General features: G+C 58.0%; 16 protein-coding genes and 5 pseudogenes. 10 read left to right on the top strand and 11 right to left on the bottom strand.

Annotated features, from left to right (window positions below; genetic code table 11):
- Positions 1–4: 4 nt before the first annotated feature.
- Positions 5–1,267 carry a glycosyltransferase family 4 protein gene (locus BI364_RS06730; RefSeq protein WP_070078078.1) on the bottom strand — a complete coding sequence of 421 codons (1,263 nt, stop codon included), beginning with the start codon at positions 1,265–1,267 and terminating at the stop codon, positions 5–7.
- A complete protein-coding gene (locus tag BI364_RS06735) occupies positions 1,264–2,514 on the bottom strand; it encodes a glycosyltransferase family 4 protein (protein WP_070078079.1) in 1,251 nt (416 codons plus the stop codon). The genes BI364_RS06730 and BI364_RS06735 overlap by 4 nt, the downstream gene beginning before the upstream one ends.
- Before the next feature lie 193 nt (positions 2,515–2,707).
- On the opposite strand from BI364_RS06735, the gene BI364_RS06740 reads away from it, so the two are divergent.
- From BI364_RS06740 to BI364_RS06750, 3 genes are all read left to right on the top strand, one after another.
- A complete protein-coding gene (locus BI364_RS06740; protein ID WP_070078080.1) occupies positions 2,708–3,058 on the top strand; it encodes a pentapeptide repeat-containing protein in 351 nt (116 codons plus the stop codon).
- Positions 3,059–3,131: 73 nt separating this feature from the next.
- Positions 3,132–4,199 (top strand): histidinol-phosphate transaminase, encoded by a 1,068-nt coding sequence (hisC, locus tag BI364_RS06745; RefSeq protein WP_070078081.1) that lies wholly within the window; start codon positions 3,132–3,134, stop codon positions 4,197–4,199.
- 314 nt (positions 4,200–4,513) lie between these two features.
- Entirely contained in the window at positions 4,514–5,050 is a 537-nt protein-coding gene (locus BI364_RS06750; RefSeq protein WP_070078082.1) for a porin family protein, read from the top strand.
- A gap of 32 nt (positions 5,051–5,082) precedes the next feature.
- Here the strand turns inward: BI364_RS06750 and BI364_RS06755 are convergent, their stop codons facing one another.
- The 3 genes from BI364_RS06755 to BI364_RS06765 all read right to left on the bottom strand — a co-directional run bounded on the left by BI364_RS06755 (position 5,083) and on the right by BI364_RS06765 (position 7,659).
- Complete coding sequence (locus tag BI364_RS06755) at positions 5,083–5,475, bottom strand: Smr/MutS family protein (protein WP_070078083.1); 393 nt, start codon at positions 5,473–5,475, stop codon at positions 5,083–5,085.
- A 72-nt stretch (positions 5,476–5,547) separates the two neighbouring features.
- Positions 5,548–6,213, bottom strand: a complete 666-nt coding sequence (locus BI364_RS06760) for a Bax inhibitor-1 family protein (protein WP_070078084.1) — start codon at positions 6,211–6,213, stop codon at positions 5,548–5,550.
- 111 nt (positions 6,214–6,324) lie between these two features.
- Positions 6,325–7,659 carry an MFS transporter gene (locus BI364_RS06765; RefSeq protein WP_070078085.1) on the bottom strand — a complete coding sequence of 445 codons (1,335 nt, stop codon included), beginning with the start codon at positions 7,657–7,659 and terminating at the stop codon, positions 6,325–6,327.
- Positions 7,660–7,831: 172 nt separating this feature from the next.
- Here BI364_RS06765 and BI364_RS06770 point away from each other — a divergent pair, with 172 nt between their 5' ends.
- The 3 genes from BI364_RS06770 (at position 7,832) to BI364_RS18900 (ending at position 10,340) form a co-directional block, all read left to right on the top strand.
- The gene (locus BI364_RS06770) at positions 7,832–8,551 is read left to right on the top strand and encodes an ArsR/SmtB family transcription factor (protein WP_070078086.1); all 720 of its coding nucleotides are present in this window, start codon (positions 7,832–7,834) and stop codon (positions 8,549–8,551) included.
- 357 nt (positions 8,552–8,908) lie between these two features.
- Positions 8,909–9,913 carry a site-specific integrase gene (locus tag BI364_RS06775; protein ID WP_070078087.1) on the top strand — a complete coding sequence of 335 codons (1,005 nt, stop codon included), beginning with the start codon at positions 8,909–8,911 and terminating at the stop codon, positions 9,911–9,913.
- Positions 9,914–10,208: 295 nt separating this feature from the next.
- Positions 10,209–10,340 (top strand): hypothetical protein, encoded by a 132-nt coding sequence (locus tag BI364_RS18900; RefSeq protein WP_267887971.1) that lies wholly within the window; start codon positions 10,209–10,211, stop codon positions 10,338–10,340.
- A gap of 214 nt (positions 10,341–10,554) precedes the next feature.
- Here the strand turns inward: BI364_RS18900 and BI364_RS17820 are convergent.
- The 3 genes and pseudogenes from BI364_RS17820 to BI364_RS06800 form a co-directional block, all read right to left on the bottom strand.
- A pseudogene (locus BI364_RS17820) lies at positions 10,555–11,705 on the bottom strand (IS3 family transposase); the annotation flags it as partial.
- Between the two features lie 58 nt (positions 11,706–11,763).
- Positions 11,764–12,842 (bottom strand): annotated as a pseudogene (locus BI364_RS06790) (IS1595 family transposase).
- Positions 12,843–12,969: 127 nt separating this feature from the next.
- Positions 12,970–13,698 (bottom strand): hypothetical protein, encoded by a 729-nt coding sequence (locus tag BI364_RS06800; RefSeq protein ID WP_156782644.1) that lies wholly within the window; start codon positions 13,696–13,698, stop codon positions 12,970–12,972.
- A 681-nt stretch (positions 13,699–14,379) separates the two neighbouring features.
- Between BI364_RS06800 and BI364_RS06805 the strand changes: the two genes are divergently transcribed.
- From BI364_RS06805 to BI364_RS06815, 3 genes are all read left to right on the top strand, one after another.
- The gene (locus BI364_RS06805; protein ID WP_070078092.1) at positions 14,380–15,342 is read left to right on the top strand and encodes an IS5 family transposase; all 963 of its coding nucleotides are present in this window, start codon (positions 14,380–14,382) and stop codon (positions 15,340–15,342) included.
- A 204-nt stretch (positions 15,343–15,546) separates the two neighbouring features.
- Positions 15,547–16,671 carry a helix-turn-helix transcriptional regulator gene (locus tag BI364_RS06810; RefSeq protein WP_070078093.1) on the top strand — a complete coding sequence of 375 codons (1,125 nt, stop codon included), beginning with the start codon at positions 15,547–15,549 and terminating at the stop codon, positions 16,669–16,671.
- Positions 16,672–17,018: 347 nt separating this feature from the next.
- A complete protein-coding gene (locus BI364_RS06815) occupies positions 17,019–17,429 on the top strand; it encodes an IS3 family transposase (protein ID WP_197495919.1) in 411 nt (136 codons plus the stop codon).
- 9 nt (positions 17,430–17,438) lie between these two features.
- Here BI364_RS06815 and istB read toward each other — a convergent pair.
- Positions 17,439–18,220 (bottom strand): annotated as a pseudogene (istB, locus tag BI364_RS06820) (IS21-like element helper ATPase IstB).
- Positions 18,217–19,239: pseudogene (istA, locus tag BI364_RS06825) on the bottom strand (IS21 family transposase). Before istA ends, istB begins: the two co-directional pseudogenes overlap by 4 nt.
- Before the next feature lie 90 nt (positions 19,240–19,329).
- On the opposite strand from istA, the pseudogene BI364_RS17285 reads away from it, so the two are divergent.
- Positions 19,330–19,890: pseudogene (locus BI364_RS17285) on the top strand (IS3 family transposase); the annotation flags it as partial.
- Here the strand turns inward: BI364_RS17285 and BI364_RS18275 are convergent.
- Positions 19,819–20,109 (bottom strand): hypothetical protein, encoded by a 291-nt coding sequence (locus BI364_RS18275; RefSeq protein ID WP_197496083.1) that lies wholly within the window; start codon positions 20,107–20,109, stop codon positions 19,819–19,821. The pseudogene BI364_RS17285 and the gene BI364_RS18275 sit on opposite strands and share 72 nt — an antisense overlap.
- Between the last annotated feature and the right edge of the window lie 20 nt (positions 20,110–20,129).

Consider the following 20,129-nt stretch of genomic DNA (forward strand, 5'->3'; position numbering starts at 1 on the left):
ACGCTCATGCCGGCACCGGCCCGACGCCGGTAGGCGTATGCAACCCAGATACCAGGGCCGTGACGCGCGAGGCGTTGGAGTCCCAGCTGAAGGCGGTGCGTGCTCGTTGGGCTGCGTGTTGCCCCATCGTACGGCGGGCGAGCGGATTGTGTAGCAGATCGGAGATGGCTGCCGCACAGGCGCTGGTGTCGCCGGGCGAGTACAGGCGTCCGGTCACACCATCCTCGACCAATTCAGCGAGCTGCCCGATGCGTGGCGCGACTACCGGGCGCCCGGTGGCCATGGATTCGATCACCTTCATCGGCGAGAAGTAGAAATCCTGTTGAGGTTGGTAGGGTGCAACGGTGATGTCCATGGCGGCGAGGTAGGCGGGGATTTCGTCGTGAGGAACATGGCCGGTGAGTACCACCGAACGCCCCAGGCGTTCGCGGGTTACGCGCTCGCGCAGTTTTTCCATCACCGGACCGTCGCCGACGATCAGCAGGCGCGCATCGGCATGCTGCCGGCGTACGATCTGGAAGGCGTCGAGCAAGAGGTCGATGCCGTGCCAGGGCTTGAGGCTCCCGACGAAGCCGATGACGGGTGCGCCCGAGAGGCCATGCCGCGCCCTGATCAGTAATTTGTCGATGGCGGTATTGAAGCGACTGGTGTCGACGCCGTTAGGCAATACGCTGATGCACGATTCGGCAACACCCTGACCCATCGCGTGAACCTTCATCGCCTCGGAGACCGCGACGATATGATCGGCACGATTGAAGACCTCGTGTTCGATGCGTTCGGCGAGATCACGTTGGACCAGCCCGCGAAAACGCGCCTGTTCCTCGACCAGCGGTGCGTTGATTTCGAGAATGTGAGGTATATCCAGTGCCGCTGCGATCTCGACGCCGGATCGGTGCATCAGCGAGTAGCGTTCGTAGAGCAGGTCCGGGCGACGCTCCCGCAGTTGCAGTGCGCCCAGGACGCGGGCGGTGAGCGTGCGATCGTGCGCCAGTCGTTCCAGCTCGCGGCGTACCGTTCGTTCCGATGCCTTGGCTTCGAGATGCAGTTCCGCCACGAGGGCGGCGATCATGTCAGGGTCTTCCGGTGCCGGTAGCTCGATGCATTCGCCCGGTGGCGGGGGGTTGCCCTCGCCACGCTGAGTGCAGAACAGAGTGACTTCGTGCCCGGTGCGTGCGAATGCGCCAACCATTTCTCGAACATGTACCGATGCGCCCTTGTGACCGAGTACGGGGATGCCTCGGTCGGCACAGAGATAGGCGATGTTCATGTGGTGGCCTCCGCGAGCAGCAATGAGCGTACTTCCTTGGCGGTTTCCCAACATTCGAAGCGACCTTCGATGCTGTTACGTGCCGCCAAGGCGATACGCTGGCGCATTTCCGGTTGCTCAAGCAGGCGTTGCAGCGCATCTGCCATGGCGACTGGATCGCGTGGCGACACCAAAATGCCGTTGCGGCCATGGTCGACTAGTTCGGGAATGCCGGAAACCTGGGTCGACACGACCGCAAGGCCGGTGGCCATGGCTTCGACGATGACGTTCGGGATGCCGTCGCGATCGCCGTCATCGGTGACGTGGCAGGCGAGGGCGAACATCGTGGCCTCTCCGTACAGCCGGGTCAGGCGGTCGTGCGCCATGGCGCCGAGGAATTGCACTTCAGCGCCAAGATTGAGCTCGCCGACATGGCGTTCGAGATCGCCTCGCAAGGGACCTTCACCCACGATCGCACAACGGAAGGGCACACCGCGGTCATGCAGCAGTCGACAGGCCTCGATCAGGTCGGACATGCCTTTTTTGGGGACCAGACGTCCGACCGAGAGAATCAGCGGCAGACCGGCATCCGGGTCGATGGGGGCTGCCGGCGGGAAGGCCGAGAGATCGATGCCGTGGTAGACCAGATGGACCTTGGCGTGGTCTTCCGGGGGCAGGAAGCCGCGTAGGTAATCGACATTGTGCTGCGTGCAGGTCAGCACGAAGCTCGCGGAGCGTACCCGGCGGCTGATCACCCGCGCCGGGGACAGATAGAGATCCTTGGCATGGGTCGTGAAGCTGTAAGTGATGCCACACATCACGGCCGCCAGTCGCGCGACCGTGGCCGGGGCATTGGCGAAGTGGGCATGCAAGTGGCGGATGCCTTGTTTGCGACTGTGATGCGCAACGAATCCGGCGCGTAGGAACTGTTTGCTGACGCTGATCGGGTGCCGTGTGCGTATCGCCCACCAAGTGGCCAGCCCGAGCGCATGCAGGTATCGGCCCGGTGCGGCGAAGGCGGTGGCCAAGTGCGCGCCAGCCACCGTCAGTGTCTTGCGCAGCCAGGTCGCGGGGAGGTAATGCACCGGCGAACGCACTTCGTTGACGGTCGGGTGGTAATGGGTTTCCTCCGGGCGCAGCAGGGAAAACAGCGTCAGCTTCGTGCCCAGGCGTTCCAATGCCCTGATTTCATTCAGGATGAAGGTCTCTGATAGACGAGGATAGCGTTTGAGGATGTAACCGATGGGTTTGTCGGCGCTGGGAAACATGTGTCACTCCCGAAGTGATTGGTGTTCTGGTCTTAAGCCGTGTCGCCATCTGCTGGTGCGATTGGCGGCGAATTCTTGTCGAACGGCACGTGGCCGATCATTGATCTTAATCACGTCAACGCGGATCAATAGGTTCCATGTTTTTTGTATCAGCTATGTTTCAGTGTGACTTAATGGGTGGCAAGGGGCTTTCATGACACCGAATACCGAGACCGATACCGAACAGGTAGATCCTTGCGATCTACTCAGTCAACACAAAATCGAAGAATTCAATGCCTACCGCGCTGCGGGCAAACCCTGCCGCGTGGCGGGAAAGGATCTGCATGCCATGGATTTACGCAAGGTGGATGTCAGCGGTGTGGATTTCAGCGGCTGTCTGCTCGATCGCGCCAACCTCTGTGGCCTGGATCTGCGCAGCTGCACGCTGGATGGGGCCACGTTGCGTGATGCGCTGATCGAGCGGACCTATTTCCCAGCTTCGTTGGATGCCGCCGAGATCGAGCTTTCGCTGAAATACGGTACGCGCCTGCGTGCCCGACCCTAGCGGTTGCTCGCCACGGCGCGCGCGTCCACGCACGAATGCGGCATAATCTCCGCTTTGGCTGCGGACGCGTCGCATGAGTCGATTCTGGAGTGAACTGGTCGGGGCACTGACGCCCTATACCCCCGGCGAGCAGCCGCTGATCGAGCAGCTCGTCAAGCTCAACACCAATGAAAATCCCTATCCGCCGTCGCCCGCTGTACTGGACGCGATTCGCGGGCAGACGGGCGCAAGCCTACGGCTTTACCCGGACCCGGAAGCGTCTTCACTGAAGGCCGCCATTGCGACGGTGTTTGGCCTGGATGCCGCCTCGGTATTCGTCGGCAATGGCTCCGACGAGGTGTTGGCGCATACCTTCTGCGCGCTGCTCAAGCACGAAAGGCCGATCTTGTTTCCGGATGTGACCTACAGCTTTTATCCGGTCTATTGCGGACTTTATGGTGTGGCCTATCGCAACGTGCCGTTGGATGAGACGTTAAGCATCAACCCGGAGAATTATGCGGCTGACAATGGCGGCATCATTTTCCCCAATCCGAACGCCCCGACCGGTCGCCTGCTGCCATTGGCGGCAGTACGCCGCATCCTCGACCTGAATCCCGATTCTGTGGTGGTGGTGGACGAGGCCTATATCGACTTTGGCGGCGAATCGGCTGCCAAGCTGGTGCCCGATTATCCGAATCTGCTGGTAATCCAGACGCTCTCCAAGTCGCGCTCCCTAGCGGGGCTGCGGGTGGGCTTCGCACTGGGACAGCCTCATCTGATCGAAGGGCTGGAGCGGGTCAAGAACAGCTTTAATTCATACCCGCTCGGACGACTCGCGATTGCCGGTGCGGTGGCGGCCATCGAGGACGAGGCTTACTTCGAACGCATCCGCCGTGCGGTGATCGCCAGCCGTGAACTCTTGATTGCCGGGCTTGCGTCGCTGGGTTTCGAGGTATTGCCTTCGGCGGCGAATTTCGTGTTTGCGCGGCACCCCGAACGACGTGGCGGCGAACTCGCTGCGGCGTTGCGGGCACGGCGAGTGCTGGTCAGGCACTTCCGCCTGCCGCGTATCGAGGATTATCTGCGCATTACCGTGGGTACCGACGAGCAATGCGACACGCTGCTGCAAGCCCTTGCCGCAATCCTCGCCATTCCGGCGTAGCGAACGGGATCGGTACGCTCTACCCGCAAGTCTGTAGACGTCCTAGCTGTGTCGATATAAATCCTTGATGTCGCTATCGGAAATTTGTGGGCTGCGAGGTGCAACCCATCATCCGGCTTTATCGTTTAAAGGGTCGTGGCCGGATTTAGGAGCAGTCCGCTGGCCGGGCGGGTGGTGACGCTCGTCCGGCGCGGGTGAACCTCGTGCTCCGTTACCGGTCCATTGCATGCCCGAACCTGGGCATCTTGATCCTTTCAACCGATTCTTGAGGAGTCCGTAATATGACGAGCATTCGATCCTATATGGCCGCATGCATGCTGCTGGCGTTGCCCGTGTCGGCGCTGGCGATGCCGGCGCCGTATGCCGGGGAAACGCCGTGGACTGGCGCCTACATCGGCGCGCACGCGGGCATTAACCAGTCGAGCGCGTCCGGTCTCAACACCGAAAATTCGCTGGCCGCTGGCGTTTCCGGCGGCTATCGCCTGGCGCTGGCCAATCCCACCGCGTCGCCGATCATCATCGGCGGTGATGTCTTTGCCGACCTCAATGCGCAGGCCACGCACAACGCGAATGTCAGCTATGGCTCCAACGTGGTCGGCGTCGACCTGATGGCGGGTTATCCGCTGGGCGATAATCAGGCGCTGCTGCCTTATGTCAAAGTCGGCCTGGGCAATCTGCAGGCGACGGGCGATCTCGGCGGCAACGACATCGGCGGTCGGCTGGGTATCGGGCTGAAATATCATCTGCGTCCGCGTCTCTCGATCGGCGCGCAGTGGATGTCGCAGGATGCCAACAACATCAACAACGACAACTTCACCGTCGGCGTCGATTACACCCTGCCGATGGGCTGAGCCAGCTGCGAGTGTGGTCGGTGGGTGCCGCTTCAGCGACGCCATGGCCACAGGCGGCCCCAGAAGCCGCCGGGCGGCGTAGGTTTGGGCACGTCGGCCGGCGGCTTCGCCGTTTCCGCTCGCTGATGTGTACGTAGACGAACGATGGTCGCGCCCCAGCCGCTGCGGTCGGTGGCTGGGCCGTAGGCGATCACGTTCGGGTCGTGCGCCAGGATGTCATGGACCACGGCACGCAGCACACCTTTACCCTTGCCATGGACGATGCGAATCTCATGGATGTCGCGTCGGTGGCATTCGCGTAGGTATTCGCGCACGAGATCGGGTACCTCGCGTGGGTGGAAATGATGCAGATCGAGAATCCCGTTGATATCGAGTGCGACCACAGCCGTTTCCGCTGGACGACGAGGCGGTCGACTGCGGCTCATGGTGCAAGCTCCATTCTGCTAGTCGAGTTCAGCAGGTTGGCGGTATCTCACCATGGCAATGAGGCGGGCTGCCTAGTTACGCCGCCCCATCTGGGTCATGCCGAGAATTTGTAGCAGGGCCATGAAAATGTTTAGGACATCGAGGTAAAGCGACACGGCGAGCAGAATCGGGTCCGCCACGCCGCGCTGATGGATCAGCCGGCTGGTGTCGAATAGGACCAGACCGGAAAAAACGAGGAGGACAACGCCTGCGACCACCAAGTGCAGCAATTCGATGTGCAGAAAGATGCCGGCGATACTGCCGATCACCGCGATGACGAGGCCAGTGAACAAGAAGCCGTGCAGGAAGTTGAAGTCACGGCGTGAGATCCAAGCATAGGCAGACAGTGCGGCGAAGTCGATGGCAGTGCCTGCGGCGGCCTGGCTTACCACTGCGGCGCCGCCTGGCGCGCGCAGGAATTCGGCGATCACCGGCCCCAGAGAAAAGCCCATCAATCCGGAGAATATGAACAGCAGCGCCAGGGACAGCGTTCGGTTGGCGCGCAGGAACTGGATGCCGAGTAGGGCGCCGAAGGCGAGAATCATCCATAACCAGGGATGTTCCCAGGCCAGCGGCGAACGCATGCCGACCTCCGCGGTTGCCGCGGTGACTGCCAGGCTGGCAGCGAGCAGGCCGTAGGTACGGGCGATGACCGACCCTGCGGCGAGGCTGCGTGTCGGAGCGGAATAAGCGGGCATGGCATGTCCTCGTGGCGAATTCAATGGATAGGGGTGGTTCGTGAACTGCGGTTCTCCCCAAACCCTTGGAGGACTTCGATGGGTAGTTGGTTCAATTCATTCTACGCCGCCTCAGCCCGTTTGCTGTGGCAACGGTCGTGTGGTGCGCCAAGCCAGGATGGCGGCCGCGATCTGTATGCCGCCACCGAAGGCCATGGCGGTGCTCAACCCGTTGGCATTACTACCCATGATTGCGAAAAGACTGCCGAGGACGGCTACTCCCAGGGTGGCGCCGCTCATGCGGGCGACATTGACCAACGCGGCAGCACTGCCAGAACGTGCAGCCGAAACCGCACCCACCGCGACACCCATCAACGGGCCGGTGGCCAATCCCATGCCGATACCCGTCAGGATGAGCGCGACCTCGGCGGCGATCATCGATTCATCGTGCGCAGTGACGGCAAGCAGTAACAGGCCGCATCCGATGAGACCCACACCACTGCTGGTGACCGGGCGGTTGCCCAGCCGTTCAGTCAGCCAGCCGGAAAAAGGCGAAACCAGCACAAAAATGAGCGCCATCGGAATCAAGGCAATCCCCGCGCCGGCTGGCCCCAGGAGTCCTTCTTTTTGCCAACTCAGTGGGAGAAGAAAGAGCACGCCGTACATGCCAAAGGTCATGGCCGCCGTGGCAATCATGGCACCATTGAAGACAGGCGATGTGAACAGCGCCAGCGGCACCAGCGCCTGCTCGCCTCGGCGCGATTCCTGGCGGATGAAAAATGCGATGGCAATCGCTGTGATGGCAAGGCTGAAGGCCGCGAGAGAGGGGGCGTTCTGAAATTCGATGCCGGCAGTTGCCAGTGCTGCCAGTGCGATTGCCCCGGAAAGCTGTCCACCAGCGTCGAAGTGTCGCCCGCCGGGATGAGATGATTCCGGGATGCTGAAGACGGCCAGAACCAACGTGATGAGCCCGATGGGCACCACCAGCAGAAATATGCTGCGCCAACCAAACGAGTGAATCATCTCGCCGCCGAGGCTGGGCCCGATAGCCAGGGCCAAACCATTGCAGGCGGCCCAGATGCCCAATGCCCTTCCACGGGCGTGGGGGTCCGGCCAGCAAACGCGAATGATTGCCAGCGAAGCAGGTAGCAGCAGGGCGGCACCGAGTCCGGCCGCCACGCGACCGAAAAGCAGGATGGACATGCTGGTAGCGCCCGCGCAGATCAGCGAAGCGAGGATGAAAACCGCAGCGCCGGTCATGAACAGACGCCGTCTTCCATAAAGATCGGCGAGCAATCCACCAGTCAGTAGCAAGGCTGCGTAGGTCAGGTTATAACCATCCACGGTCCATTGAAGCAGCGATACATCGGTGTGGAAATATTGCCCGATCGAGTGCAATGCGAGGTTCACCACCGAGGTGTCGATCTGCGCGATCAGTACGGCGAGACAGAGCGTCAGTAATGTCATCGGCGGTGGGCGTGGTTCGGCGCGGTGGCTAGGAGGTTGGAATCGGACATTTGGATATCGTTCGGTATCGGGCATGTGAGTTTAGTGATGTTCCAGTTATTGATGCTTCGGTCCGGACCGAAGCATCAATAACCTCGAATGGCCTAAAATCGGCTCGAAATGGGAGAGCGTGATGGATTGTGAATCGAATATCGCGGCCGTGGCGTCGCTGATGGCCGACCCGACACGTGCCGTCATGTTGGTGGCGTTGCTTGATGGCCGCGCATTGCCTGCTGGTGAGCTGGCCTATGCGGCGGGCGTGACCGCACAGACAGCGAGTACCCATCTGGCCAAATTGCTCGATGGCGGTGTACTTGAGGTGGAGCGAGAGGGGCGGCATCGATATTACCGTCTGGCCGGCGCCCCAATCGCCGAGGTGCTTGAGCAGCTCGCGGCCATCGGTCGCCCGTGCGAGGTGCGTCGAAGACCCTTAAACGCGAATGCCAGCGCGCTGCAATTCGCCCGTTGCTGCTACAACCACCTTGCCGGTGCGTTGGGCGTGTCGCTCGCGCAGGGCTTAATGAAAAAGGGTTTGATAACGCCTGGCACCGACAAACGAATTCTCGTGACCGAGACCGGTGTCGCCGGCTTTGCGGCAATCGGGTTGGATGTCACCGCACTCAGGCCCACGCGGCTGGGGATTGCGCGGCAGTGTCTGGATTGGACCGAGCGTCGTCATCACCTGGCTGGCCCGCTCGGCATCGAATTGTTGAATATCCTGTGCGTGAATGGCTGGCTTCGACGGTCGAAATCTTCCCGTGCCGTCAGCCTGACAGCGGCGGGCCGCTACGAATTACGCCGCCGCTTTGATGTGGATACGAGCCAACACGGCGCGGTGCAAACATCACGCTGACAGCGCGGGGCAGCATGACATGGCATTTTATGCGCAGTTTATGCACAGGCACCAGATGATGTGCTGTCGAGGAAAGGTTAATAACAAATAATCAATAAAAACAGAATGTTACGACATATCAGTAAATTCGAAATATGTCGTAATTCATTGATTATTAAATCATTTATTAGTATTGGTGCCGGGAGCGGGCACCATCTATCATTTCCCGCTTTTCTACACTTTAACCCGCTTTTATACACAAATAGCTGAATAATAACGGTAAAGTGGGCGTGCATACGGGGCAGTGATTTACACAATTCCACACTTTAACCCGCTTTGTTACACTTCGGATTACGCCAAAATTACGCCAGGCAGGACATGGCCACGATCCGAAAACGCGGGAACGGATGGAGAGCAGAGGTCTATCGCAACGGCAGACGCCGGTCGAAGACCTTTCACACCAAAGCTCAGGCGCAGTCCTGGGCTCTGCAGGTCGAGGTCGAACTCGACGACCTACAGATGGGCCGGATTCCAGCCGACAAATCAGTCCGAGACCTGTTGCAGCGCTACCTGCGTGAGGTGTCGCCCGGCAAGCGGGGCGAGCGTTGGGAACGGCTGCGTCTGGAAGCCCTCTGTCGGGATGACCCACTTGCCACCGTGCCGCTACGCGAACTTTCCGCACAAACCATCTCGAGCTGGCGCGACCGCCGGCTTCGGCAGGTCTCGCCGGCTACCGTGCTGCGCGAATGGAATCTGTTGAGCAACGCCTTCAACATCGGCCTGCGAGAATGGGGTTGGGTAGCGGAGAACCCGATGACACGGGTGCGCAAGCCGGCGACGCCGGCGGCGCGAGACAGGCGACTCACACAGGATGAAATCGACCAGTTGGTGATGGTGTCAGGCTACACGGATAAAAAGCCTCCAACGACACTCACAGCCCGCGTAGGTGCCACCATGCTGTTCGCCATCGAAACCGCCATGCGGGCCGGCGAAATCGCCAGCTTAACCTGGGCTCATGTCCATGCTGAACGACGTTATGTTCATCTCCCCATGACCAAGAACGGGAAGCCTCGCGACGTGCCGCTCTCGCGGCGTGCGCTCGATCTCATCGAGCGGATGAAGCCGCTAACGGGTGAGCACGAAAGCAACATTGTATTCGGCCTGTCACCCCGTCAAATCGATGCACTGTTCCGTAAGATCAAGAAAAAGACGAGTATCGAAGATTTGCACTTTCACGACACCCGGCGCGAAGCATTATCCAGGCTGGCCATGAAGTTCGATGTCATGGATCTGGCCAAGATATCGGGCCATCGGGACCTTCGCATCCTGCAGAATGTGTACTACGCGCCGAAGGTCGATGATCTTGTTAGCCGACTAGATTAATCGGGTATTCGTACATGGGCACCTCCGTTTTGCCAAGTACTCGGTAAATACCAACAGTGGTAAAGTTCATCGTGGACGTCGGTATCTGATAAGTCGGAAACATGGCCTCTACTCTGGTGCAAGGTTTTGGTACATCGGTGCCAGGAAGAGATGGGGGCGTCCATGTCATTGATTTGGGTCGATTTGAGTGAGTGACCCGGGAGCCGGTAATGTTCTGTAAGTCTTAAATTTGAACATTATGTATATTTGTGGTTAACGGGTTGAGACTCAGCCTATGATAAGGCTATTCATCCACATGCAGCGCCGCGATCAACGGGCAGGCCACTTTCTCCTCGCCTTGGCGGCACTGCTCGAGCAGGTTTGCCAGCGTCGCTTCGACTCGGCGCAGATCCTGTATAGCCGTGCGCGTACGTCGTCCAAGGGTTGAGCCGCCAGTTCGGCCGCCGAATCGCATTGCATGCCTTCATCGAGTGGCAGCAGCTGAAGGATTTCGTCCAGGCAGAATACAGTGGACCCCTCCGTCAAGACAATAACGCATCGAGTTTAAGAGGGTAACCTTTCATGTGCAGCGGAACGGCGCTGCCCCGGTTTTCGGTTTCTTTTTTTGTTGCTATTTTGGGGTGAGATTTTTCTTTCTCTCTGTATTTGTCCACTATCCTTGCGCCGCCGCCAATTGCTGTTCGGTATACCTGATCCGGTGTTTCATGGTCCAGTGACTGGTGCGGTCTTTCCGTGTTGTAAAGCACGAAGTATTCCGTCAATCCGATCAGCAAGTCAGGCATCGTGGCGTAGCCTTTCAAATACACGTCTTCGTGTTTGACGCTGCGCCAGAGCCGTTCCACAAAGATGTTATCCAATGCCCGACCGCGTCCGTCCATGCTGATCGTGATCCCTTCTTTCAACAGCACACCCGTAAACGCTTCGCTGGTGAACTGACAGCCCTGGTCGGTGTTGAATATCTCCGGCGTGCCATAGGCCTGCAATGCTTGCTCCAGGCAGTCCACACAGAATCCGCTATCCAGCGTATTCGATAACCGCCATGACAACACTTTACGCGAGTACCAGTCGATCACCGCCACCAGGTACACAAACCCACGCAGCAGGCGGATGTACGTAATATCCGTACTCCATACCTGATTGGGACGGATCACATTCACGCCCCTTAGCAAATACGGATAAACATTGTGCTGCGGGTGCGGACGGCTGGTATTCGGCCCCGGCGCCATGCCGGCAAGGCCCAGTATGCCCATCAGTCGCTGCACCCGCTTGCGGTTGATCTTGTACCCCAAGCCACGCAGGTAACGCTTGATCTTGCGGCTGCCGTAAAACGGATGCCGCGTGTATTCAGCGTCAATCAGTCCCAGCAACTTCAATTCCTGCTCGTCCGGTCTTACAGCCTTTTGTGGCGCATAGACCGTTGAGCGGTTGACGCCCGCCAGTTCGCATTGGCGGGTCAGTGCCAGTGGTTCGATGGCACCGACCCATTGCTTGCGTGTTTCTACTGGCTGATCCCGGACTTTTTTTTCAGCCAGTCCAGCTCCATCTTCAATCGCCCGATCTCAGAATACAGGCGCTCCGGACTGGCTGACGGGTCGGCAGGTTTTGGGCCACGCTTGGCATCAAATAAACTCGATGCCTCTTCTTGCAGCAACTTCTTCCAAGCACCGACTTGCGTCGGGTGCACGCCAAATTCCTGGGCAATTTGGCTCACCGTCTTGACGCCTCGGATCGCTTCAAGTGCGACCTTGGCCTTGAACTCATCCGTAAAAGTCTTGCGCTTCGACTCACTCATCACCTGCTCCTCAATTGCAGCAGGTTACAACCTTAATTTATGTGTGGTATTCAGCTATTTACGGTAATGCTGACCGCCAAGGATGCGTTGGCACAGAAATATCCAGCGATGCCGGCGCTTTATTGCGAAGGTTGGATGGCACGGCGAACTCCTGCTTCTCATTTTTTGGCTTAGGATTGGCAACGAGCTCACGAAAGCGCATTGGATGCATGGCAACACACTGCTCAATCAATCGAAAGAAGAGCATGCCGCGATGGGCGGACTTGCGACGATTGAATCTAAACACAAATTCGTCCAGATATGCCTGCAGGTGGTCTTCTTCGAAGGAACCCTGATGTGTCCCCATCAGCCAGCGCTTAACGAGCGCCGCGACACGGTGTACGCCTGGCAAAACTTCGTTGGCATCCTTACCAGAGCCACTGATGGAGGTTCCATGATGAATATATTCGTCTTTTGTGGCGCTTGGATAGGACGTAAGCCCGTCGGTGTAAATAGTCGAGCCCGCTTTGATATGCTTCTGAATAAATGCCTTGAGCGTTTCAGTTTCGGCGTTGGGGATAATCTGCAAGCGGCAGCGCCCAAAGCCTTTGGGGGAGAGCAATTCCACTGCGACCGCCACCAATACCTTGCCTCCAGCACCGCGCCCGCGCTTGCCGTGCCGCACACCTCCAAAAACTGTCTCATCCACTTCAACGTGTCCAGACAACATGTCATGCCCAGCGTTGCTGATGGCGCACCGAAACCGGTGCAGCATCGCCCAAGCCGTAGGGTAAGAGCCAAACCCGAGAATTCGATGAAGCGTTTTGGCGGAAACGCCATTTTTAGCGGATGTCATGTGCCATGCGGCCTCAAACCAGACGGTCAGAGGCGTTCTGGCATGGTGTAAAGATCGTGCCTGCGGTAGATGAGACTCGATTGCGGCACGCATTGCACCACCACTTGCTTATTCTTCATGCGCCAGCCCTTAGAACCGTGACACGACGGGCATTCAAAGCCGTCCTTCCATCGAATCCAGTCAAGGTAGTCGAGGCAGGCGGCATCATCCGAAAACCACGCCATAAACTCTGCATAGTTGCGCGGGTAATCAACCCCCGCTTTGGGAGTCTTGCGTTGTGACGGAGCGCTCTTTGATCCCATAGCGCAATTATAGCGTTACCGTAAATAGCTGAATACCCCACTAACTTAAACCAAACAGCCTCCGCGATACCCGGGGCGATTCAATATGAGTCGCTGACGACCATGTCGCACCGCTGGACTGACGGGATTAGGCCGCCAAGGTATTGTTACGATCAGCATTCTTGCGCTTGGGTTTAATATGCTGCCGGTATATGGGAAAAAGGATGCCAAAGCCGGTTAGCATCATAAGCCAGGAGGGGGGGGCCGGAACTGCAATACCACCAACTGCGCCACCTGGCCTCGCACCAACTAAATTGTACGGGGTGTTTGCAGAGGTTGGGGGATTGACGTCCGCCCCGAGGGGGATAGCTCCATCAGCTGGGCTCGGAACGCTGAACAAGAATAGTTGAGACCAATCCGATGGTTGATTATCAAACTGCGATAACACAAGGTTGATTCCGGTTTTGTCAGGCGGATTATAATACCCCTCGAAGTAGGCTTCTACGTTGTTAACATCCCCGAGGTGAAGGGTAGGGACGCCCGCGGTATCCGTAGTCATGAACGGCGCGCCATTCCGATAATATAAATTGTAGATGGGGGCCGTGAAGTTGTAGGAGAAAGAACCACCAACGGCTGTCGCGTTTATGCCAGTGATGTTCGAGAATTGGTACGATTGGCTCGCGTAGGAGCTTCCTCCATTGTCGACCGTAATGGCAAGAGCCATAGCGCTGCCGAACATAGACGGATAATCATTACCAGAGTAGTTCGGTGTAGTAAAATCGTAAGTAAACGGGGTTGCACTGGCTGTTGCGGAAAAAACAACCAATGCTGCCGTTGCCAATAAATATCTGTTAAATGTCTGTAATCTCATCTGCATGTCCTCGTCAATTCCTACAGTCCAGAGTTATCGAAAAAATCAGTTGGCCGGTCGAAGCCTCGGCTCGTCCGGCTAAAATGACGAGCAATAAATGCGCCAACTCACTGTTTGCCTAAAAAATCGGTGGGGCCCGCGCACTTCAGACCGCCATGAAGGTGATTCGTCGATTGATTGATCGGCTATAGTCAAGCTCTTCGACACCCCCATATGGGGGTGTTATTGACGCAACTGATTATTTTATTTTTGAAAATAGACCGTCTACCTAGAGTCCATAAGCCATGCGGAGTGTAAAGATTTATAACACCCACTTATCAGGTCCAGCATGGAAGCCACAGGCAGGATTCGACAAGAGGTGCTTGTTTACTTTATGTGCCTGCTCATTCGAGCACTTGTCATTTTGAATCATTCGATCTACTTGCTTTTATAACTATTTCTAATCGTAGTATCGTTACCGCAAGACCAATGGGAATGTGATGCATCTGCGCTGACGGGGCTCAAGGCGATGCTGGGTTTTGACTTCCAGGCAACGCCACCGTGGGAACTGCGTGCAACAAATGCTTATGTCAGCAGACGCGAACCTTCTATTTTGTATTATGGACTTAATGACTTAGGGCAACGCTGAAAAAGTCTCTTACCTCTGCGAAAGTTGAGTTGCTCTGACAACCAATGGGGACCGTAACGATGAAACAGCAGACACTGGCGATGGCAGCGGACTCAGGCGAAGGATTCGAGGTCTATCGGCGGGCGACGCGTCGTGATGTGTTTCTATCGACGATGGAGGAACTCGTGCCGTGGTCCGCGTTGTGTGCGGTGATCGAGCCCCACTACCCGAAGGCAGGGAAAGGTCGTCCACCGGTGGGGCTGGAACGGATGCTGCGGATGTACTTCGTGCAGCACGGGTTCAACCTGGCTGACGAGGCGTGTGAAGAAGCGCTGCTGGACAGCACGTCGCTGAGGCGATTCGTGGGCATTGATCTGGGCCGCGAGCGGGTCCCGGACGGAACGACCCTGCTGAAGTTTCGTCGCCTGTTGGAGCAGCACGACCTGGGTGCGACGTTGTTCGCACAGGTCAATCAGACCCTGCAGGATCGGGGCCTGAAGGTCGGTACTGGAACGATCGTCGACGCCACGATCATCGGTGCGCCGAGCTCGACCAAGAATGCCCACAAGACACGTGATCCCGACATGCATCAGACCCGCAAGGGCCAACAGTGGTATTTCGGTATGAAGCTACACATCGGTGTGGACAGTCGTACCGGCGTGGTGCACAGCGCGGCGGTCACCGCCGCCAACGTGCACGACAAACACCTGCTCGCGGACCTACTGCACGGCGAGGAGCGTCGAGTCTATGGCGATAGTGCCTACGCCAGTCAAAAAGCGCTGATTCGGGCGCATGCCCCTCGGGCGAAGGACTTTACCAATCAACGCATCAGCAAGCGTGGCGAAGTTGACGAGGCCGAACGTTCGCGTAACCGCAACAAATCGCGGATCCGGGCCCGAGTCGAGCACGTCTTTGCGGTGGTGAAGCGGCTGTGGGGGTTCAGCAAAGTGCGCTACCGGGGTTTGGACAAGAATGCCAACCGCAGCTTCGTGGTCCTCGGGTTAGCTAACCTGTACCTATCACGGACCCGAGTACCCACCTGATAGCGCGTTGAGGGCCCACAACGTGCCTCAAGGCGCGAGAAGGGTGAAAACCGAGAGCAAAAACCGGGATCTAGACGTCTGATCAGGGGCAAAACTGATCAACCTTGAGGGTTGATTGATTGTGTCGACTTATTCAGCGTTGCCTTAGTGGCTTTACGCCTAGAGATCTGGTATTGATGTTGGGTCAATATCGCTGGAGGGGGCATGGCTGTTGATGAGACGATGCTCGTCACCATCGAAGCCATCTATGATGCGGCCTTAGAGCCCTCACGATGGCCAGACGCGCTAAATTCGCTCGCCGGACTCTTTCGATCACAGGCGGCCACTTTCTGGGTGCTCGGGGGAGGAAAGACACCTCAGCTGAACAAGTTTACATATATCAATTTCGATTCTGCATTCATCCGCGAATACATGGATGGCATGGCGCTTAAGGATCCCACTGTACAATACCTCTTATCCCATCCAGATGCCTCAATCATCCATGATGGGCAATATCTGAATGAGCGCGAAATCGATAACCATCCCTACTATGATTGGCATCTCCGACATACCGATACCCGCTATCGCTTGTTAGGAAAAATAAGCCCTGGCCCAGGACTCCAGGCAGGAGTGGCATTGCATCGCACCCGTAAGTCAGGGCGGTATGAACCATTTGATTTGGCCTTATTCAATTGCGTGTACCCCCACCTCCAGCGATCGCTCATGATCGCTTTTCGCATGGGCACTTTAGACGCGGGATACCAGGCTATGGCTGATCTCCTGAATCGTGAACACGTCGCGATGCTGTTCTTAGACGCCAGAGGACACATGATTCATCACAATGCCAAATTGGAGGTGGTAACCCAAGCAGATGATGGTATTCGTCTGGATAGTGATGGGTTGGTCTTAGCTGATCCAGGGTGCGATCAGCATTTGAATCATATGATCGCGATGGCGCTTCCGAAACGAGCAAGTCGCCGCCACGGTGGTGTTATGCAAGTTGCTCGCCCTTCAGGTAGGAGGCCGTATCAGGTGTCTGTTACGCCGGTACCTGAAAGCAAGGCGGAGCTATCTATTAGTCCCCCAGTGCTGTGTATCACGATTAGTGATCCAGCTGACGACTATGCCGATGCGTTATCGTGCGTAAAAACCACCTTTGGACTGACATCCGCAGAAGGGCGCTTAGCTTGCCTGCTCGCTTCGGGAGAAGAGCTAAGTTTGGCAGCGAAGCGGCTCGGTATTCAATATGAAACCGCACGCACACGCCTAGCTGATATTTTTCGTAAAACACAAACGCACCGTCAGGGAGAATTGGTGAGCTTATTGCTCTCTGCCATCAAAATGCTTTGATGGTTCATGGGTTGTGGGCAGACCACCCTCTCTTCGGGATATCAATTTTAATCGAGCATTCTATATCTTGATCTTCGGCGCCTTGCTATGGCCGCTGATTAGCGGGATCCAGACAAAAGCCTCAGCCTGCTGAACGGCAAGAGTGGGTCAACAGCGGAAATCAACCTGATCGGAAAGCGGACATTACTTCGGAACCCACTAGGTCGCCACCAGAAACACATTATTCAAGATCCTGCAGGTAGCTGAATCGGGGCGAACAAAACACACCCAAATCCAGATCCCTGGAGTTCCCAGAGTTTTGTGGAGAGTGATACATAAAGTATTCACATCCCATGAGGAGGGACTTCATGGCCACAAAGCGCAATCGCAATCATGTTCGTCTCGTCTACCAGTTTATTGAAGCCAATAAGGCACGGAACAGCGTTGAAACAATGTGCCAGGTGCTGGAAGTCGCGCCCAGCGGCTACTACGCGTGGCTCAAGAAACCCATCTCAGATCGTGCTCAGGAAGATGCCAGATTACTTCGTCTTATCCGCGCATCCTTTGTGCGCAGCCATGGTATTTATGGGGCGCCACGCGTGTTCCTTGACCTGCGCGAAGCGGGTGAGACATGTAGCAAGCACCGAGTAGAGCGTCTGATGCGAGAAAATGGAATGAGAGCGCAGGGAGGGTTTCGTATAAAACGCGTATCGTGTCAACGCCGACTGAAAAGTGACCCCTTTTGGGGTTGGAACGCCGAAGTAAAGTTGCCCCCCTAAGCCTGGGGGTTATTGGGTTGGTCGGGTCTGCGCGCGCGTGGCGCCGGCCTTGCGTTTGTCCTTGAGGCGGAAGCTCTCGCCGGTGATCTGCACGATGTGGGCATGGTGCAGTAGCCGATCGAGCATGGCGGCGGTGAGCGTCTGATCCTCGGCGAAGGCGGTGGCCCACTGCGTGAACGGCAGGTTGCTGGTCAGGATCAGGCTGGCACGCTCATAGCGTTTGGCCACGACGTTGAAGAACAGTTCGCCTCCTCGCGCCCGAACGGCAGATAGCCGATCTCGTCGATGACCAGGAGCCGGGGCGCTAGCACCATGCGGTTGAAGTACTCCTTGAGCCGTTCCTGGCGGTGCGCGGCGGTCAGCTGCAGCATCAGATCGGCGGCGGTGACGAAGCGGGTCTTGATGCCGGCCATCACGGCCCGGTAAGCCAGCGCGATCGCCAGGTGCGTTTTGCCCACGCCGCTGGGGCCGAGCAGGACGATGTTCTCGGCGCGTTCGATGAAGGTCAGTGCCGCCAGTTCCTGGAGCTGCATACGCGGTGCGCCCGAGGCGAAGGCGAAGTCGTACTGTTCGAGGGTCTTGACGGCCGGGAAGGTGGCCATCTTGAGCAGCGTCTGGCGGGAGCGCTCGGTGCGGGCATCGGCTTCGGCGCCGAGCAGCTGCTCGAGGAAGTCGGCAAAGCTGGCCTCGGTGCCGGCCGCCTGCTGGGCCAACGGCGACCAGTCGGTGGCGATGCGCTCGAGCTTGAGGCTGGCGCACAGCGCAGCGATACGTTCGTGCTGCAGGTTCATGGACGCGCCTCCAGCAACGCCTCGTACACCGACAGCGGGTGTTGCAGGCTCTCGTGCGGCAGGGCGTGTCCAGGGCGCCGTGCCGGCGCAGCCAGCGTTGTAGGCGTGCGGGCGGGCAGCGGCATCAGCGCTGCGCGTTCCTCGGCCAGACGCACCGTCGGCTTCTCACCCGTGGTGCCGTGGAGGCGCTGATGGGCCACCTCCTCGAGCCAGCGGCCCAGATGCGCGTTGGCCGTGGCCACATCCAGCTTGAGCCCCGCGCTCCTGAGCGTGGCCGCCAGCGGCGTGACGAAGCTGCGCTTGAGATACCCGTTGAAGCGCTCGACCTTGCCCTTGGTCCGGGCCCGGTACGGACGGCAGACACGGGGCCGGAAGCCGTACTCATCGGCCAGGGCCGCCAGCGCCGGATGCCAGCGATGGCGACCGGCGCCATAGGCGTCGCGCTCCAGGATGATCGCCCCGGCATTATCGAACAGCGCCTGCTCGGGCACGCCGCCGAAGTAGGCGAAGGCCTCGCGCAGGCCGCTCAGCCAGGCGTGCGAGTCCTCACGCGCCAAGAAGCGCACAAAGCAGGCCCGGCTGTAGCCGAGCGTGGCCACGAACGCCTTGAGCGGCTCACGTCCACGGCGGATCGTGGTGAAATCGACCTGCAGCTGCTGACCGGGCGGCGTCTCGAAGCGCACCACCGGGTCCTAGACCGGCTGCTTGAACGGCGCCAGATTGGCCTTGAGCTGACTGATACCGCCGCCATAGCCCCGCTCCTGGATCTCGCGCAGCAGCACCGTGGCCGGAATCCAGTGCGGGCGGGCTGCCTCGATGCGTTGCTGCAGATAATCCTTGAACGGATCGAGCTTGCACGGGCGCGGTGCGCGCGGTGTGTAGCGTGGCTGTGTCCCCTCACCACGCAGGTACTTGCGCACCGTATTGCGCGACAGACCGAGCTCGCGCGCGATCGACTTAATTCTCTGCCCCTGACGGACCAATACCTTGATCTCCACTGACTGCTCCTGGGTCAACATCTCGCCGGCTCAAAAGCCGACATCTTCGCCCAGGGGGTCAATTTTACCTCGGCGTCAGGGGGGCATTTTTACTGTGGCGGTGACATATCCGCTGGCAAGTCTGCTGTTTTGATACCGAACCTGCTGCAACGTCAGTTTACAGTGTCGCAACCCAACAAGGCGTGGGTGACGGACATCACGTATATCCGCACATGGGAAGGTTGGCTTTACCTGGCTGTCGTCGTGGATCTGTTTTCGCGCAAGGTAATCGGTTGGTCGACAAGAGCAACCATGCAACGTGAGCTCGTTCTTGATGCTGTCCTGATGGCGACACGTCGCCGGCATCCTCGAGGAACGTTGATTCATTCGGATCAAGGATCGCAATACGGGAGCGACGCCTGGAGGCGATTTTGCAAATCCAACCACTTGGAACCCAGCATGAGCCGAAAAGGGAACTGCTGGGACAATGCGGTAGCTGAATCCTTTTTTGGGAGTTTGAAAAAGGAACGCATCAAGAAACACATCTACAAGAGTCGCGCTCTGGCTGCAAAAGACATAGATGACTACATTGAAAGCTTCTACAATCGAACACGCCGGCATTCACATCTTTCCGGGATCAGCCCGGATGAGTTCGAGGCCAACTTCAGGCTTCGGGGCAAAGGTCTCCATTAAATCCTGGGAACTCCAGGTCACCAGGATGCTGGTCAGCTGATCAAAAACTCCGACTTGGCGCGCGGTGGTGTCGAACCGGTCCTTGCCGCGGATTTTCTGAAGCACCTGGCTCACTGACGGCATACCGGACATAAAGGCTGGATCAGCGAATACAGCCCCGGGTAGCCAAACACAGCCTGCTGCAATCAACAGGACATTCAGCCCTCGACTGCGTAGCATGGTTCTCCGCCTTGTTACAA

Origin of the sequence: Acidihalobacter yilgarnensis, from assembly GCF_001753245.1 — a bacterium.
Lineage (GTDB): Bacteria > Pseudomonadota > Gammaproteobacteria > DSM-5130 > Acidihalobacteraceae > Acidihalobacter > Acidihalobacter yilgarnensis.

Coding starts and splice junctions, on each gene's coding strand:
- BI364_RS06805 (WP_070078092.1), top strand. CDS start 14,380: ATGAAACAGCAGACACTGGCGATGGCAGCGGACTCAGGCGAAGGATTC.
- BI364_RS06730 (WP_070078078.1), bottom strand. CDS start 1,267: ATGAACATCGCCTATCTCTGTGCCGACCGAGGCATCCCCGTACTCGGT.
- BI364_RS06735 (WP_070078079.1), bottom strand. CDS start 2,514: ATGTTTCCCAGCGCCGACAAACCCATCGGTTACATCCTCAAACGCTAT.
- BI364_RS06800 (WP_156782644.1), bottom strand. CDS start 13,698: ATGCAGATGAGATTACAGACATTTAACAGATATTTATTGGCAACGGCA.
- BI364_RS06740 (WP_070078080.1), top strand. CDS start 2,708: ATGACACCGAATACCGAGACCGATACCGAACAGGTAGATCCTTGCGAT.
- BI364_RS06775 (WP_070078087.1), top strand. CDS start 8,909: ATGGCCACGATCCGAAAACGCGGGAACGGATGGAGAGCAGAGGTCTAT.
- BI364_RS06750 (WP_070078082.1), top strand. CDS start 4,514: ATGCTGCTGGCGTTGCCCGTGTCGGCGCTGGCGATGCCGGCGCCGTAT.
- BI364_RS06755 (WP_070078083.1), bottom strand. CDS start 5,475: ATGAGCCGCAGTCGACCGCCTCGTCGTCCAGCGGAAACGGCTGTGGTC.
- BI364_RS06815 (WP_197495919.1), top strand. CDS start 17,019: ATGGCCACAAAGCGCAATCGCAATCATGTTCGTCTCGTCTACCAGTTT.
- BI364_RS06765 (WP_070078085.1), bottom strand. CDS start 7,659: ATGACATTACTGACGCTCTGTCTCGCCGTACTGATCGCGCAGATCGAC.
- BI364_RS06810 (WP_070078093.1), top strand. CDS start 15,547: ATGGCTGTTGATGAGACGATGCTCGTCACCATCGAAGCCATCTATGAT.
- hisC (WP_070078081.1), top strand. CDS start 3,132: ATGAGTCGATTCTGGAGTGAACTGGTCGGGGCACTGACGCCCTATACC.
- BI364_RS18900 (WP_267887971.1), top strand. CDS start 10,209: ATGCAGCGCCGCGATCAACGGGCAGGCCACTTTCTCCTCGCCTTGGCG.
- BI364_RS18275 (WP_197496083.1), bottom strand. CDS start 20,109: ATGCTACGCAGTCGAGGGCTGAATGTCCTGTTGATTGCAGCAGGCTGT.
- BI364_RS06770 (WP_070078086.1), top strand. CDS start 7,832: ATGGATTGTGAATCGAATATCGCGGCCGTGGCGTCGCTGATGGCCGAC.
- BI364_RS06760 (WP_070078084.1), bottom strand. CDS start 6,213: ATGCCCGCTTATTCCGCTCCGACACGCAGCCTCGCCGCAGGGTCGGTC.